Annotated in this window: 17 protein-coding genes; 12 read left to right on the plus strand and 5 right to left on the minus strand. The window is 64.1% G+C overall.

Annotation, left to right across the window (positions count from 1 at the left end; genetic code table 11):
* Positions 1 to 288 precede the first annotated feature (288 nt).
* The 3 genes from QSK36_RS37460 (at position 289) to QSK36_RS37470 (ending at position 3,064) form a co-directional block, all read left to right on the plus strand.
* Positions 289 to 819 carry a ricin-type beta-trefoil lectin domain protein gene (locus QSK36_RS37460; RefSeq protein ID WP_285785650.1) on the plus strand — a complete coding sequence of 177 codons (531 nt, stop codon included), beginning with the start codon at positions 289 to 291 and terminating at the stop codon, positions 817 to 819.
* A 526-nt stretch (positions 820 to 1,345) separates the two neighbouring features.
* The gene (locus QSK36_RS37465) at positions 1,346 to 2,320 is read left to right on the plus strand and encodes a phosphotransferase (RefSeq protein WP_285785651.1); all 975 of its coding nucleotides are present in this window, start codon (positions 1,346 to 1,348) and stop codon (positions 2,318 to 2,320) included.
* 312 nt (positions 2,321 to 2,632) lie between these two features.
* Positions 2,633 to 3,064 carry a hypothetical protein gene (locus QSK36_RS37470; RefSeq protein WP_139579592.1) on the plus strand — a complete coding sequence of 144 codons (432 nt, stop codon included), beginning with the start codon at positions 2,633 to 2,635 and terminating at the stop codon, positions 3,062 to 3,064.
* Between the two features lie 290 nt (positions 3,065 to 3,354).
* Here the strand turns inward: QSK36_RS37470 and QSK36_RS37475 are convergent, their stop codons facing one another.
* The 3 genes from QSK36_RS37475 to QSK36_RS37485 form a co-directional block, all read right to left on the minus strand.
* Positions 3,355 to 4,197 (minus strand): carbohydrate ABC transporter permease, encoded by an 843-nt coding sequence (locus QSK36_RS37475; RefSeq protein ID WP_285785652.1) that lies wholly within the window; start codon positions 4,195 to 4,197, stop codon positions 3,355 to 3,357.
* 10 nt (positions 4,198 to 4,207) lie between these two features.
* Entirely contained in the window at positions 4,208 to 5,164 is a 957-nt protein-coding gene (locus tag QSK36_RS37480) for a carbohydrate ABC transporter permease (protein WP_183538063.1), read from the minus strand.
* A gap of 71 nt (positions 5,165 to 5,235) precedes the next feature.
* Positions 5,236 to 6,513, minus strand: a complete 1,278-nt coding sequence (locus QSK36_RS37485; protein WP_285785653.1) for an ABC transporter substrate-binding protein — start codon at positions 6,511 to 6,513, stop codon at positions 5,236 to 5,238.
* Between the two features lie 573 nt (positions 6,514 to 7,086).
* Here QSK36_RS37485 and QSK36_RS37490 point away from each other — a divergent pair.
* A complete protein-coding gene (locus QSK36_RS37490; RefSeq protein WP_183538067.1) occupies positions 7,087 to 7,515 on the plus strand; it encodes a hypothetical protein in 429 nt (142 codons plus the stop codon).
* A 62-nt stretch (positions 7,516 to 7,577) separates the two neighbouring features.
* On the plus strand, positions 7,578 to 7,802 hold the full coding sequence (locus QSK36_RS37495; protein WP_221263871.1) for an Imm53 family immunity protein: 225 nt from the start codon (positions 7,578 to 7,580) through the stop codon (positions 7,800 to 7,802).
* Positions 7,803 to 7,831: 29 nt separating this feature from the next.
* Here QSK36_RS37495 and QSK36_RS37500 read toward each other — a convergent pair whose 3' ends face one another.
* Positions 7,832 to 8,326 carry a hypothetical protein gene (locus tag QSK36_RS37500; protein WP_285785654.1) on the minus strand — a complete coding sequence of 165 codons (495 nt, stop codon included), beginning with the start codon at positions 8,324 to 8,326 and terminating at the stop codon, positions 7,832 to 7,834.
* A gap of 235 nt (positions 8,327 to 8,561) precedes the next feature.
* Entirely contained in the window at positions 8,562 to 9,818 is a 1,257-nt protein-coding gene (locus tag QSK36_RS37505) for an MFS transporter (protein ID WP_183538072.1), read from the minus strand.
* Between the two features lie 42 nt (positions 9,819 to 9,860).
* Between QSK36_RS37505 and QSK36_RS37510 the strand changes: the two genes are divergently transcribed.
* From QSK36_RS37510 to QSK36_RS37540, 7 genes are all read left to right on the plus strand, one after another.
* Positions 9,861 to 10,541, plus strand: coding sequence for a FadR/GntR family transcriptional regulator (locus tag QSK36_RS37510; RefSeq protein WP_285785655.1), 681 nt, complete (start codon positions 9,861 to 9,863; stop codon positions 10,539 to 10,541).
* A gap of 40 nt (positions 10,542 to 10,581) precedes the next feature.
* On the plus strand, positions 10,582 to 10,995 hold the full coding sequence (locus QSK36_RS37515) for a tyrosine-type recombinase/integrase (protein ID WP_285785656.1): 414 nt from the start codon (positions 10,582 to 10,584) through the stop codon (positions 10,993 to 10,995).
* Positions 10,996 to 11,282: 287 nt separating this feature from the next.
* Entirely contained in the window at positions 11,283 to 11,603 is a 321-nt protein-coding gene (locus QSK36_RS37520) for a type II toxin-antitoxin system Phd/YefM family antitoxin (protein WP_183538076.1), read from the plus strand.
* Complete coding sequence (locus QSK36_RS37525) at positions 11,600 to 12,022, plus strand: type II toxin-antitoxin system VapC family toxin (protein WP_183538078.1); 423 nt, start codon at positions 11,600 to 11,602, stop codon at positions 12,020 to 12,022. Before QSK36_RS37520 ends, QSK36_RS37525 begins: the two co-directional genes overlap by 4 nt.
* A gap of 602 nt (positions 12,023 to 12,624) precedes the next feature.
* A complete protein-coding gene (locus QSK36_RS37530) occupies positions 12,625 to 12,888 on the plus strand; it encodes a BrnT family toxin (protein ID WP_285785657.1) in 264 nt (87 codons plus the stop codon).
* Between the two features lie 14 nt (positions 12,889 to 12,902).
* A complete protein-coding gene (locus QSK36_RS37535) occupies positions 12,903 to 13,496 on the plus strand; it encodes a CopG family antitoxin (RefSeq protein WP_285785658.1) in 594 nt (197 codons plus the stop codon).
* A gap of 52 nt (positions 13,497 to 13,548) precedes the next feature.
* Positions 13,549 to 14,049 (plus strand): GvpU-like protein, encoded by a 501-nt coding sequence (locus QSK36_RS37540; RefSeq protein ID WP_285785659.1) that lies wholly within the window; start codon positions 13,549 to 13,551, stop codon positions 14,047 to 14,049.
* Positions 14,050 to 14,345 lie beyond the last annotated feature (296 nt).

Raw genomic sequence — 14,345 nt, forward strand, 5'->3', positions numbered from 1 at the left:
ACTCGGCCAGCGAGGAGGACGAAGGCCATCGAATTGGAAGTCGAAGATCTTCTCTTGCTCAAGCATGGCTCCGACCTGCCCATCTCGCCGTTCTTGATCGTTTGGCGATGAGATCATTCCGAGCGCATACCGGATCTTGCCGAAGCCGTGAACCTTCCCTGTCGGCGCCGCCGTCTCCGACAGGCCCAGGTTCCGCCGCACGATGGACGCATGCGATCGGTAATTGATCAGTGACGGTGAGTGATGACATCGTGCTTGCGTCTCGATCAACTCTCTCGGGAGGCAACCATGCTTGCTCGCCGTCTGCTAGCCGTCGCCGTCATCTCCGCCGCGGTCGGCGCGGTCACCACCGTGCCCGCCGTGGCCTCTGCTCGCCAGCACGCCGGCCGCACGCCCCTGGTCGGCCCCCCGGCGTGCGTCGACGTCAGCAACAATCGTGGCAACGGCACCCAGATGTACCTGTGGGACTGCCAGAACAACAACTCCAACCAGAAGTTCGTCTTCGACAACGGCCTCATCAAGGTGGAAGACACCATCGGTAAGGGCCGGGAGATGTGTCTGGACGCCTCCAACAGCCGCGCCAACGGCACCCGCGTGTACCAGTGGCAGTGCCTGGGAAACGCTAACCAGCTCTGGGTCCTCCAAAGGGGCCTGATCATCCTCAAGTCCACCCTCAACACAGGCAACCGCATTTGTCTGGACGTCACCAACAGCCGCGCCAACCTCGCGCCGGTATACCTGTGGCAGTGTGTGCCCAACAACAACCAGAAATTCGTGATCGACGACGGCCAGATCGTGGTCAAGGACACCCTTTCCTGATCTCCGGCCGCACCCGGCACCTTCCCGACGTACCGCAGGGCATGAGCGGCAGGCGGGACGGCAACCCGCCTTCGGTGGGCCGGGGCTTAGAAACGAAGTCCCGGCCCGTCGACCCCCAACCCGTGTGATGGCCGGCCGCAACAGGGCGATCGTCGTGCTGCATCAGTGTGGCGGCGGCGCGCCTGTGGTCGGCGGGTGCGGCTTGGTCCGGCGGGCGCTGTGTACCGGCGGGCGGCCCGCGCCGCTGCCGGCCGGGACCGGCCCCGGGCCGCACGCCCGGACGGCGGGCAGGCGACGGCGCTCAGCGCCGCCGCCTTGACAGCCTCGCGCGAGGACAGCTCGGACGCGCGCGGCGATCAGCCACGTTCTCCCGGCGAGCCAGGGTAGGGACCGAACCCTGGCTCGCCGATCGCCCCCAAGCACATATGGTGACCGGCCACGCCGTGGCGATCGTAAGGGCTGCATCTGCGCGGAGGCGTGGCAAGTGATCTGCGGTCCTGCGGTGAGTGGGACAGAATACCGGCGTATGCGGGATAAACCGGCAGGTCTGGCGGAAGCCAAACTGATGGTGGCAATGACCGAGGGATGGGGCGTAGAGCCCCACTCGGTCGAGTACCTCCCGGTGGGCGCAGGCAGCTACCACTGGTCGGTGGTGGACCAATGTGGGACGGCGTGGTTCGTCAAGGTGGACGACCTCGGCGTCGAGGACGCTGGACGTGACGACGCGTTCGACCGGCTCGGCCGATCCTTCGGTGCCGCCCTGGCACTGCACCGGGACGCGGGGCTCGATTTCGTCCTTGCGCCGATCCCGACCACGACCGACGCCGCGATCTGGCGGCTGAACTCGCGGTACGCCCTGTCGGTGTTTCCAATGGTGTCAGGTGCCGCCGGGCACTTCGGCGCGTACCGACCCGAGGACCGTGTCACGGTGATCGACCTGCTGGCCGAGCTGCACGAGGCAACCCCGATCGTGGCGGACACCGCACCACGGGCTGACCTGGTGCTGCCCGCTCGGGACAAGCTGGAGGAGGCGCTGCAGGACCTCGACCGAGAGTGGACCGGCGGGCCTCATGCCGAGCCGGCCCGCAAGCTGCTGTCCGTCTATGCCGGGCAAGTCCAACGATTGCTCGCCGACTTCGATTGGCGAGTCGACCAGGTACGAAACACTGCGGCGGTGTGGGTGGTCACGCACGGCGAACCGCACCCCGGAAACGTCATGCGTACCCCGGCTGGACTGCGGCTTATCGACTGGGGCACCGTGCAGATCGCGCCGCCAGAGCGGGACCTGTGGATGCTCACCCCCGCCCTCGCCCGCGTGCTCGGCAAGAACCCGGTTGGCGACGATGACGTACTCGTCCGTTACATCCGGGCCACCGGCCGGACCGTCTCATCCGCCAGCCTCGCTCTCTATGCGCTTGGTGGCGGCTCGCCGACATCGCCATCTTCGTCGACGAGCTGCGCCGGCCGCACGGCACCGGTGAGGACATCGCCGCATCGTTGACCTATCTCACCGGCTATCTCGAATCCAGCTGAGACTGGCCTTGCGGCCCGGATGGTGGTGCGACGTCCCATGCGAGGGACGCCGCTTTGTCTGTCCCACCCATGTTTTTCGCAGGGGACGCGCCACTCTCGCGAACCGCGCTCTCACCGGGAACAAGTAGGTCAGCCTCATCAATGAAGGACTGAACGTGACCCGCTTGACTCGAAAGTGCACGAATTCTTGCCCAGACTTGTCCAGATATGGCAACTAAGTCAGAATCAGTTCAGCCTTCAACTACTTGGTTGTAGGGTCACTGCACGGATGAGGAGAGGCATGAAGCGCACCATCTCCGTTCTCGCCGTCACCACCGGCGTCCTCGGCGCCACGCTCACCGGCATCGGTCCCGCGTCCGCAGCCACCCCTGCGGTCGACTGCTCCACGGGCGGATACACACGGGTGCTGACCAGCTACGTTCCCACCAATGTCCAGCGGCCGGCGGTGGACGGTCACAGCTACAACATCGGCGGTCCGTTGGCGTATACATATGAGGTCTGCCTCGACATCCCGGACACCTCGACATTCACCATCGAGGTACGGATTTGGAACAACGGGACACAGACCGTGTTCGTGGACGACCGGCCCGGAGACAAGGTCTTCCGCTACTCGCTCGACCCCAACAGCTTCTGGCAGGTCTACGGCACGATGACCGGGCCCGACAGCACCTACATCTACTACACCTGGAACGAGAAGCAGATCCCGGCCTGACTCGGAACGGGCCGGCCGCCTCGCTCGGCGACCACATGCTTCCGACCTTTCAAGCGGCTCGGTGAGCGACTGGGATTCGTAGCCGTTGTTGTATTTCGCTGCTGTACGGAATCGCAAAGGCCATCTCCTGATCACGGGAGGTGGCCTTTGACGTGGGGTGGAGCCTGGGGATTCGAACCCCTGGGTTCCTGCTTGCAATTCGGCCTGATCACCAGAGGAAACGGCCGCGACCTGGGTGAGAGGCAGTCCGCGAGTGACCGCGAGTACCCGCCCCGTGAGCGGCGGCGACCTCAGCCCTTGAAGGCGCCGTTCATGATCCCGGCCACCATGCGCCGCCCGACGAAGACGAACAGGACGAGCAGTGGGAGGGTGGCGAGGAAGGAGCCGGACATGGCGAGCCCGAGGTCGATGTTGAAGCTGTTCTGCAACGCCTTGATCGCGATCTGAACCGTGTACATCTCCGGTGACTTCAGCACCACGAACGGCCACAGGAAGTCGTTCCACGCGGTGACGAAACCCAGCAGGCCGAGCACGAAGGCGGCGGGACGTACCAGCGGGAACGCGACACGCCAGAAGATCTGCCAGGTCGTCGCCCCGTCGATGCGGGCCGCCTGGAGGATCTCGTCGCTGATGGTGGACGCTATGTGCTGGCGCATCCAGAAGATGCCGAAGGCGTTGGCCAGGCCGGGGACGATCAACGCCTGGAGCGTGTCCACCCAGCCCAGCGACGAGATAATCATGTACTGGGGGACGATGGCGAGCTGGGTCGGCACGGTCATCGTCAGGACGACGAACAGGAACAGCGCGTTACGGCCGCGGAAGCGCATCTTGGCGAACGCGAAGCCTGCCAGCGCGCACAGCACCGCCTGGCCCACGCCGATCGACCCGGCCACGACCAGGCTGTTGACGATCGACCGGACGAACGGCACGGTCGAGAACACCAGGCCGGCCAGGTGGAAGAAGTTGCCGCCCGGCACGATCTCGGGCGGCAGCTTGATCGCCGTCGCGGTGTCGGTGGTGGCGACGACGAACATCCAGTACAGGGGGAACAGGCAGGCGAAGGCGGCGAGCGCCAGCAGCGCGTAGACCCACCATCGGACCCGATCACCGGAGCGTGGTCTCGGCGTACTCATGATCGCCCCCTCAGCCCTTGACCGGGCGGATCCGGGTGGACAGGAAGTAGTTGAGGCCGGCGAGCGCGACGACCATCACGAACAGCGCCACGCCGATCGCCGCTGCGTAGCCGAACTTGAACTGGGTGAACCCCTGCTCGAACAGGAAGAGGGTGAGCGTCTGGCACTGGCGGATCGGCCCGCAGGTGCTGGCTGCGCCGCGGTTCACGAGCAGGGCCTCGGTGAAGATCTGCAGTCCGCCGATCGTCGAGGTCACGATCGTGAACACGATGACCGGCCGCAACGAGGGGAGGGAGATGTGCAGGAACTGCCGCGCACCTCCGGCTCCGTCGACGGCGGCCGCCTCGTAGATCGCCCGGGGAACGGCCTGCAGGGAAGCCAGATAGAGGAGCGTCGTGTAGCCGAACCACCGCCATGCCACCATGACGGCGATCAGCACGTGGCTGCCCATCACCGACTGGGTGAAGTCGATGTGCTCGAAGCCCACCAGACCGAGCAGCCAGTTCAGCAACCCGTAGTCGCGGTCGAACATCTGGCTGAACACGATGGCGGTGGCCGCCACCGAGGTGATGTACGGCACGAGCATCGTCATGCGGAAGAACACCGCGAGGCGCAGCCGTACGTGGTTGAGCATGTGCGCGAGCAGCAGCGCGACCAGCAACTGCGGCACGGTGGACAGCAGCCAGATGCTCACGGTGTTGCGCGCCGCGTTCCAGAACCGCACGTCTGCGAGCAGCCGGCTGAAGTTGTCCAGGCCGACGAACACGTGCTCGCCGATCGGGTTCCAGTCGAACAGCGCCACGTAGAAGGTGAACAACAGCGGGATGAGGCCGAACACCGCGAAGAGCACGAAGAACGGGGTGATGTAGGCGTAGGGGGCAACGATCTCGGTGAAACCGCGCCGCGCCGCCTTCACCGGCAGGGCGGGAGGCAGGCCCGCCTTGGTGGGGCTGATGCTCGTCGTCACGGTCTGCTCGCTTCCCCGCCGCCGGCGCGTGCCGTCGGAACGGCCTGCGCCGGCGGCGCTCGTGAAGGGTCCTAGCCGCCGATCGCGGTCTTGATGTTGGTCACCGCCGCGTCCCACGCCTTCGCGGGATCACCCTTGCCCTGCTCGACGTTGGTGATGGCGTTCGTGAACTCCGTGCCGATCGTGGTGCTGTCCGGCCCGATGAGGAAGGGCTTGAGGCCGAGCAGCGAGTTGGTGTAGATCGTGCCGATCGGCGCACCGGAGAAGAACTCGTCCTTGGCGGAGGTGAGCTTCGGGTCCTGGTAGACCGACGGGGTTGAGGGCAGTGACCTGGCCTGAGAGAAGTGATCAAGCTGGCCCTGCGGCGACTGCGTGGCGGCGATGTAGTCCCAGGCGGCCTTCGGGTTCTTGGCGCCCTTGGGGATGGCGAGGAAGCTGCCACCCCAGTTGCCCGAGCCGCCGGGGATCGTGGCGATGTCCCACTTGCCCTTGGTGTCGGGGGCGTTGTCGCGAATGGAGCCGAGCAACCAGACCGGTGCGGCGATGGCGGCGAAGTCCCCCCTCTTCATCGCGGCGCTCCAGCCTTCGGTGAACGTGCTCTGCTTGGCGGTGATCCCGGCGGCCACGGCCTTGAGCGCCTGGTCGAAGGCGGTCTTGACCTGGGGGCTCTGTTCGTACACCAGATTGCCCGCGGGGTCGTAGTACTTCTCCTGCCCCTGGTTGACCACCTGCGAGTAGATGCTCCCGCCGGCGTTGTCGATGAACGCCTTGCCGGTGGCCGCCGTGTACTTCTTGCCGGTCTCGATGAAGGCGTCCCAGGTGGGCCAGAGCTTGCTCACCTCCTCGCGGTCCGTCGGCAGCCCGGCCTTCTTGAACAGGTCGGTTCGGTAGGCGATGGCCATGCCGCCGACGTCGGTCGGGATGCCGATGATCGCGCCGTCCTTGGTCGTGGACTGGCTGATCACCCAGTCGAGGTAGTCGCCCTTGATCTTGTCGGCGCCCATCGTGCGCAGGTCGACGAAGTTCTGCGGTTGCTGGACGAACTTGGGCAAGTCGTCGCCCTGGATCAGCACCAGGTCGGGCACTTTGCCGCCGGCGAGCGCGGTGGTGAGCGCCTGCGCCGTCTCCTGTGCGTTCCCCACCTCGGTCAGCTTGATCTGCACGTCCGGCTTTATCTTCTTGTACTCCTCGGCGGACCCCTTCGCGTTGATCCCGGTGAACGACCAGAACTCGAACGACTTGCCGTCGGATCCGCCGGAGGAAGTCCCGGACGACGAGCCTGAGCACGCTGCCATGCTGAGGGCCGCGGTAGCGGCGAGCACGACCGCTGAGACGTTGCGGAACTTCACGGCGACCTCTTTTCGGTTGCTGTGGTCAGGGATGTGATGTGCGGCCCGGCATTGAAAGTGCGCTGCGCTCGCCGGACACCTCCTACGTTCAGGACCCCCGTGCTTGCCTGGAGCGTAGGACGGCGACGGCGCCGTGCTACTTCAGACTCCGGACCGCGAACACCGGACAGGTTCGGCACCGCCATGCTGACCTGGTATTTCACCTGCGGCGTCTGCTGACTCCACGCTCTGGAGCCTGAAACTTTCGGCGGCGTCACGTCGATCATTGCTCCAGGACATTAGGCCGCTGTCAACCTGAGCGTCAATAATCTAGCGGCTGGCTGCCTGAAACAATCGGCCCACCGGTTTTATGTTTTCGGAGACGTGCCGCCCCTCACCAGGACAACGGAGGCGGCCTTCACCGCAGGTCACCGGGAACGAGGGAGAGATCCGACGCCCACGGGCCAGAGGCGTCACCTTGACTCGAACGCGCAAACACCTTTGCCCAGGCTTGTCCAAGTATCGCTGCCGGGTCAGAATCAGTTCAGCCTTCAACTACTTGGTCGAAGGGTCACTGCACGGATGAGGAGAGGCATGAAACGCACGATCTCCGCTCTCGCCGTCACCACCGGCGTCCTCGGCGCCACGCTCACCGGCATCAGCCCCGCGTCCGCCTCGGCAGTCGACTGCTCCACAGGCGGCTACACCTGGGTCCGGAACAGCTACGTCCCCACCAACGACCAGCGGCCTGCGGTGGATGGTCGTAGCTACAATCTCTCCGGTCCGACGGCATACACGTACGAGGTCTGCCTCGACATCCCGGATACTGAGACGTTCACGATCGAGGTGCGGATCTATCACCCGGGCGGGCCCACGGACGTGTTCGTGGACGACCGGCCCGGGGACAAGATCTTCCGCTACTCGCCCGGCGCCAACACTTTCTGGCAGGTCTACGGCACCATGACCGGGCCCGGCAGCACCTACCTCTACTACACCTGGTACGAGAAGCAGATCCCGGCCTGACGTGAAACGGGCCGGCCGCCTCGCCCGCCGAAGTGGCCGGCCCCGACGTGCCTCGGGGTTCCGTGGAGCCGGCTCCAGGGTGGAGCATTGCGGTGGATCTCGTCGGTACCGATCTTGAGGGCCACACCTTCGGCTGGCGATCCCTCGACCGGAGTGAGTATGACTGGATCCACAGCAGAAGCGACGGACGGCTGTTCCAGGGTGCGTGTGGGCCCTTGAACCTGGCCGAGATGGTGGCTGAATTCGCAAAGTTCGCGACGGCTCCGGCGAGCGCCGACTCCATCTGATCGGACCGGATGACCTATGCCGCGCATGCTCAGCGATGCCCGCCGTACAAAGAGACTCGCTCGTCTTTTTCGTATGTGATCTCCTCGCTCACAAACAGCTCGCGGTGCCACGGCTTGTGGGCGATGTTGACGGTCCATTGCTCGTAGTACCACTCGGTGCTGTAGCCACTGAAACGGAAGTTGGCCCGATAACGGGCATTCTCTCCCGGGTGAAGCAGGAACACCTGGCCTGGAAAGCGGTTGGTCGGGTACGCGGCGTGCGTTGGGGTCCGCACCACTTCAACCGCCGCTCCGGACAACCTGAACCGCAGTCCATCGAGCTGCACTGGAATGGGGTGGCTGCTGACAGCACTGCTCGGCGCGTATCCGGTCCGTTCCTCGGCAAGTAGATCGTGGACGACGAGTGGCGCGCCGGGGATCGGCGGCAGCTCGAAAGCCGGGGGAATCTCACGTCGACGCGTAGCCTCCGCGGCGCCGCGCGCCTGCTTGGTCCACCGGATCACGACCCGCTGCACGATCACCATGCCGCCCCCCTTTGGTCTGTTTCAGCGAACAACAACACTCCACTTCCTGGTCAAGGGAGGTGGCCTGTGACGTGGGGTGGAACTGACGGTGACTGGCCCCTGGTGGCCGTGCTGAATGGCCCAGAAAGTTCACGCCGTCTCGCGGAGCCGGTAGAAATGGACGTTTGTGGAAGCAGCGGCGTATCGATGGCGTGCGGCCGCTGACACGAATTCGGATCTGTTCGACGCATGACTCTTATCGTCGCGGCTGCTGGTCGGCGTCGCGCTTCGTCGGCTGTGACGCAGAGTCCTCCACGAAGCGAGGACGGCAGGCGAACCAGCCGGCGATCACCCCTGGAATGGCGGTCGCAGCGAGCACCAGGAGCGGGATCGACCATGATCCGGTCGCCTCGCGCAGAAGGCCCAAACCGATCGGGCCGAAGCATGCCAGCCCATAGCCGATGCCCTGAACGAAGCCCGACACGGCGGAGGCTGTCTGCGGGCTCTTGGTTCGGCGGTTGATGAGGGTCATGCAGAGCGGGAAGGTGCTCACCCCGATTCCCAGCGCGCATGCCCACACCAGCGTGCCGTCGAGCGGGGACAGGAGCATGCCCAGGTATCCCGCTACCAGGAAGATCGCGCACACGACGACCACGATGAACGGGTTCGTCATGCGCGTGGCCAGGTGTGGAACCACCAAGGCCGCGAGCATGCCCCATGCCGAGTAGAGCGCGACCATGGAGCCGCCCAGGGCCGCGCTGCCTCCTGCGTCGGTGAGCACTGCCGGGACCCAGGTGATGATCCCGTAGTTGGACAGCGAAATCATCGCGAAGAGGATCACCAGGCCCCAGACGGTTGACGACCGGCTGATCCTTGGTCCCGCATCGGCCGCCGTCACGGCCGCGGGCGCGTGGTGATCAGCGGGCAGCCTGACTGCCAGGATGAGCCAGACCACGCCAGCCACAGCAGCTGGTCCCGCCCAGATACCCACCGAGAACCGCCACGTCGCCGCTTCTGCCACCGGGACCGCGAGGAGCGGGGCGATGAACTGGCCCGCCTGCATGAGGATCAGGTAAAGCGAAGTCCCCAGGGCCAGTCGATCGGCGAACCATGCCTTCACCAACGGAACGACCACGACGTTCGCGGCTCCGATTCCGGCCAGTGCCAGCACGGTCGAAAGCACCAGCAACAAGGGCGTTGGAGAGAAGGCGCGCATCAGGAGCGACAGAGCCGTCAGGCCCAGCGCCACAGTGGCCGTGCGCTCGAGTCCGAACTTCCTCGTCACCGCTGGGGCGAGGAACCCGAAGATGCCGAAGGACACCGCTGGCACAGTGCCGAGCAGGCCGGACAGCGTCACCCCGAAGCCGAGATCGGATCCGATGATCTCCAGAAGCGGAGTGAACCCGGTCACGGCCGTTCGCAGGTTGACCGCTGTCAGGGCGATGGCGAGCCAGGCCCATAAGGTCAGACGCCCACGATGCAACGGAACGAGCGACGAGGAGAGCGTTGCCACGTTACACTCCATTGTAATGTTAGCAGATGATGGGGTTATGGGATGACTTTCGAAGAGTCTGGCACGCGACAGCCGATGCGTCGAGTGGGACTCATCGACCAGGCCGCCGAGCGCTTCCGCGAGGAGGTGGTCTCTGGACGCTGGCCGGTCGGTGAGCGGATACCGACCGAGGCCGCACTGGTGTCGGAGTTCGGGATCGGTCGGAACACGGTGCGCGAGGCGGTGCAGTCGCTGGTGCACGCAGGTCTGCTGCGCCGTGAGCAGGGCCGCGGCACCTTCGTCATCTCCAGCTCCGAGCTGACCGGCGCTCTTGAACGTCAGCTCGCCGGTGGCACCCGTCGCCACTACCTGGAGCTACGCCTTGCCCTTGACAGCGCTGCAGCGTCACTGGCCGCATTGAACCGCTCAGATGCCGACGTCGAACTGCTGCGCGAGCTGCGCGACCGTCGAGAAGCGAGCTGGTCGACCGATGATCCCGACCTGCGAGCGAGCGCTGACCTCGCCCTGCACCGCGCGATCGTGGCAGCGACGCACAACCCTCTCTACGTCAAGCTGTACTCCAGCATGCTCGACATCTTCGCTGCCCACATGCGCGACGAGAAGAGCGAGGATGAGGACGCGGCACACCGCTACCACCACGAGCTGGTCGAGGCGATCGCGGACGGGGACGCCGACCGTGCTGCCACGAAGGTGGTTTCCATCTTCAAACCCTTCATGCGCTGACCACGCACTTGCCCCCCGCTCGGGCGAGGCGTCTCCGACGATGCCCCGCAACGCGAAGCACCGCAGGCCGGTGATCGTGCTGACATACCTAGACAGCGGCGTGATGGGGCGGCGGACGGTGCGGCCTTCGGCCGTATCAGCCTCAACACCGGGGGCGGACTTTCTCGGCAAGCTCGGTGCGTTCCTCCGCGGTGGCAACTTCCGGCGTCAGGCCAAGTGGGCGGAAGCGCTCAAGGAGATGGGGGTCAAGGGCCTGCACTTCCACGACCTGCGGCACACGGGCAACACGCTTGCCGCGCAGTCGGGCGCGAGCCTCGCCGACCTCAAGGCGCGGATGGGCCACGACAGCGACCGGACCGCGCTGATCTATCAGCACGCCACGCGAGACGCCGACCGGAAGATCGCCAATGCGAGCGCGCGAGTCGAGGCGGAGCGCGATGCCGGCAAGAGCTAATGGCACATTAATGGCACGAACGCCGCTTCCCATGATCGGAGAAGCGGCGTTTTGGCTGGTGGAGCCTAGGGGATTCGAACCCCTGACTTCCTGCTTGCAAATCGGCCTGATCACCAGGAACAACGGCCCCGACCTGGGCGAGAGACAGTCCGCGAGTGACCGTGAGTACCCCCTGTTGACCGCTCTTAATGGCCCGACTATGCGGCCCCCACAACGCGATATCCCCACCATGGACAGTGTGGTGCTACCTGGTAGCACCACATAGCACGCCCCTCTACACTTGTGGGGTGAGCATCTCTGAGCCTGAACGTTCCCATCAGATCTCGCAGCGCGATCTCCGCAACCGGTCTGCAGAGATCATGGATGGACTGGAACGCGGGGAACGGTACGCCGTGACTCGTAATGGCCATCACATCGGCGACCTCGTGCCGATTCGTCGCCGGCGCCGGGCCGTCTCACGAGCGGAGTTCGCCGCCATGTCCCGAGGTATGCCGCGTCTCGATGACCGGAAGTACCGCGAGGACATGGACCGGCACGTCAACGACGATCTCTACGACCCCTACGATCGCGCGTACGGCAGAGGCGAGTTCAGCGAGGGCGAACAATGACCCTCACGCAAGGGCTGCTCGACACCAACATCCTCATCCTGCGCGCTGGGATCGACCCGGACGAGCTGCCCGACGAAATGACCATCAGCGCCATCACAACGGCGGAGTTGTCGGTCGGCGTACTCGTGGCGTCCGGGCCACAGGAACTCGCTCAGCGGATGAAGATCCTGCAGGCCGCCGAGGCTGAGTTCGACCCTCTTCCCTTCGACGAAACCGCTGCCCGCGAGTACGGCCAACTCTGGACCGCTGTCATCGCCTCAGGCCGCAACCCGCGTCCCCGCACAGCCGATTTGATGATCGCTTGCGTGGCGGTGGCCAACCAACTGCCGCTCTACACCTGCAACCCAAAGGACTTCAAGGGCCTGGATCATCTGCTCACAGTGGTTCCGGTCACTCGACCACAGTGGGACGGCACCTGAGACGTGCTTTCGTTCGCAGGAATTAACTCAAAGCCCAGGCGGAAAATGGCCCTGACCTGGGCTTTCTAGTGGGTGGAGCCTAGGGGATTCGAACCCCTGACTTCCTGCTTGCAAATCGGCCTGATCTCCAGGGACAACGGCCCCGACCTGGGCGAGAAGCCTCCCGCGAGTGACCGTGAGTGCCCCCTGTTGACCGCCCTTAATGGCCCGCTAATGGCCCGACGATTAGCCCCATGACCTGCCCCGGACCAGCGCCGGCGCGGCCCGTCTCCTGGACTGCCCCCGTCCTCCTCGTAGCTGCCGCCCCCCAGGACGTGACCGCCGTGTCAAGGGTCAGCGAAGCTGATCGCGAAGCGACGCCGAAGGCGCCCTTGACTCGGTGGGCACGGCCGGGACACTCAAGCAGCGAGGAGGACGAGCCTCGCCGACTCAATGCCCGCCTCCACGCCCAGTCACCCCCCTCTGCGAAGATCCTCGCTTGTGGTGTCTGGGTGGGTGGCCCAACTCCTCGCCAGGGGCCGCAGGCGCGGAGGAAGACGCTGGCATCGGCGGATGTTTAGAGGACACTAGCTCTGTGGTACATCCGTGGTACGGTCCGTCTTGTGCGGATCGAGGAGGTCGTGTGGGATGACTGGAACGAAGAACACATCGCTGGCCATGGCGTCTCCTCGATGGAAGTAGAAGAAGTCGTCTTTACTCACCCCCTGCGGGCGCGGCGGATGAGGGATGACAAGTTTGCCGTATACGGCCAGACAGATGCCGGACGATACCTAACAGTCATCGTCGCCCCAAGACCGAACAATGCGTATTACGTCGTAACAGCGCGCGACATGAACAACAACGAACGAAAGCAGTACTCAAACTGAATGGAGGTGTAGTGATGAAAGAAACTAACGAGGGCTCCGCAGAAAGCAGCATGGAGCAACTTGCGGAATTTTACGACACGGCTGACACGACAGAGCTAGAAGGCGAAGATGTAGAGATTGAACCTACATCTCGCGCAATGGTTTCGCGTTCAGTTCGCCTGAGCCGCGAGACCATGAATGCCATTCGAAAGATTGCGGACGAGCGCAACGTGGGCGTGACGCAATTGATGCGGGAATGGATTCTAGAACGACTAACTGAAGAGCAAGCCAACAAATCCGTAGCGTCGCATGCTACTCCCTCTCGAAGCCCCAGCGATTACTCTGAAGCACTGCTCCACATCCTCAGCACAATCGACACGAATGCACTTTCCAGAGTTGGGCCCGGCGCGAAGTTGCCCACAGGGGTTCCAGCGGTACCCAGCCCAGCCGAAGTGCTCAAGGGGCACTTCGTTACCCTCGCAAAGATAAATGAGCCAGAATCTGCGGCCATTTTTCTCTCAGCGATCAATCGTGCGCAAAAAAGAGAGAAACAACAGCTTCTCGTGCAGGCGAAACGGCAAGTGGCGCGTACTCTCGGCAAGCATGGAGCAAGAGTGCGAATCTCCTAAGAAACTCCTCGCGGCGATATAGAGCGGACCGCTCACCCCGTCTAGACGAAAAGTGGTTACCTTGCAGGATAAAAAATCGGATCCCGCACTCGCGGCTCTGGTAGATATCGTTAATAGCCTGAAGGACCCTGCCGATGCAGGCCCCGGCGTGGTCCTTACAGTCGGAGGCCTTGTAATTAGCGGCGAAGTTATTCCTAACTGGCTTTGGTCGCAAGCGGTTCAAGAGGCCCATCGCGAGGCACGGTTCAAGCTTGGAGAGAACGTCCGCCGCGAAGCACAAGGATGGGAGATCCTTTTCGAAAATCTTCGCGATCAGTTCGTTTCTAGGCGCGATGAGATAGACGCGACTCGGGAGATACTTGACAATCTACCCGAGCGCTACCAAACGGCTATACTGGAGACAGACGAGACGACCTACATTCATCTCAAGGATGCAAAAGTATATTCACCTGGCCAGGGCCCGTTTCCTGCAAATGGCATGTATTGGCGTGGTCAACTCTCTGCTATTACCGGCTGGTCTTTTGGCCTCTTGAGCGAAGTGCAGGACAACTAGCAGAATAGGTTAGTTCATGCTTCTTGGATCTGAACCGCCGCTCTATGCGAAGAGTTGTGCCTACGTTATTGAATCTTGCGAAGGGCGGTCCGAGTCGCCGGCGGCCGGGACCGGCCTCCAGGCCGCACGCCCGGCCGCCGAGCGGGTGTAGGGCCGCGAGGCGGCGCGGAGCGCCGCCCTTGATCCTTATAAGCTCATTTCGGCAGAGCCCGTTGCTCAGGCCAACGCCTAGCTAGACGGACTAGAACTCAGGATGCTTGTCAAGTAGGCACAAGCCCTGTCCTGATATCTTCTGG

Source organism: Microbispora sp. NBRC 16548, assembly GCF_030268985.1.
Taxonomy (GTDB): domain Bacteria; phylum Actinomycetota; class Actinomycetes; order Streptosporangiales; family Streptosporangiaceae; genus Microbispora; species Microbispora catharanthi.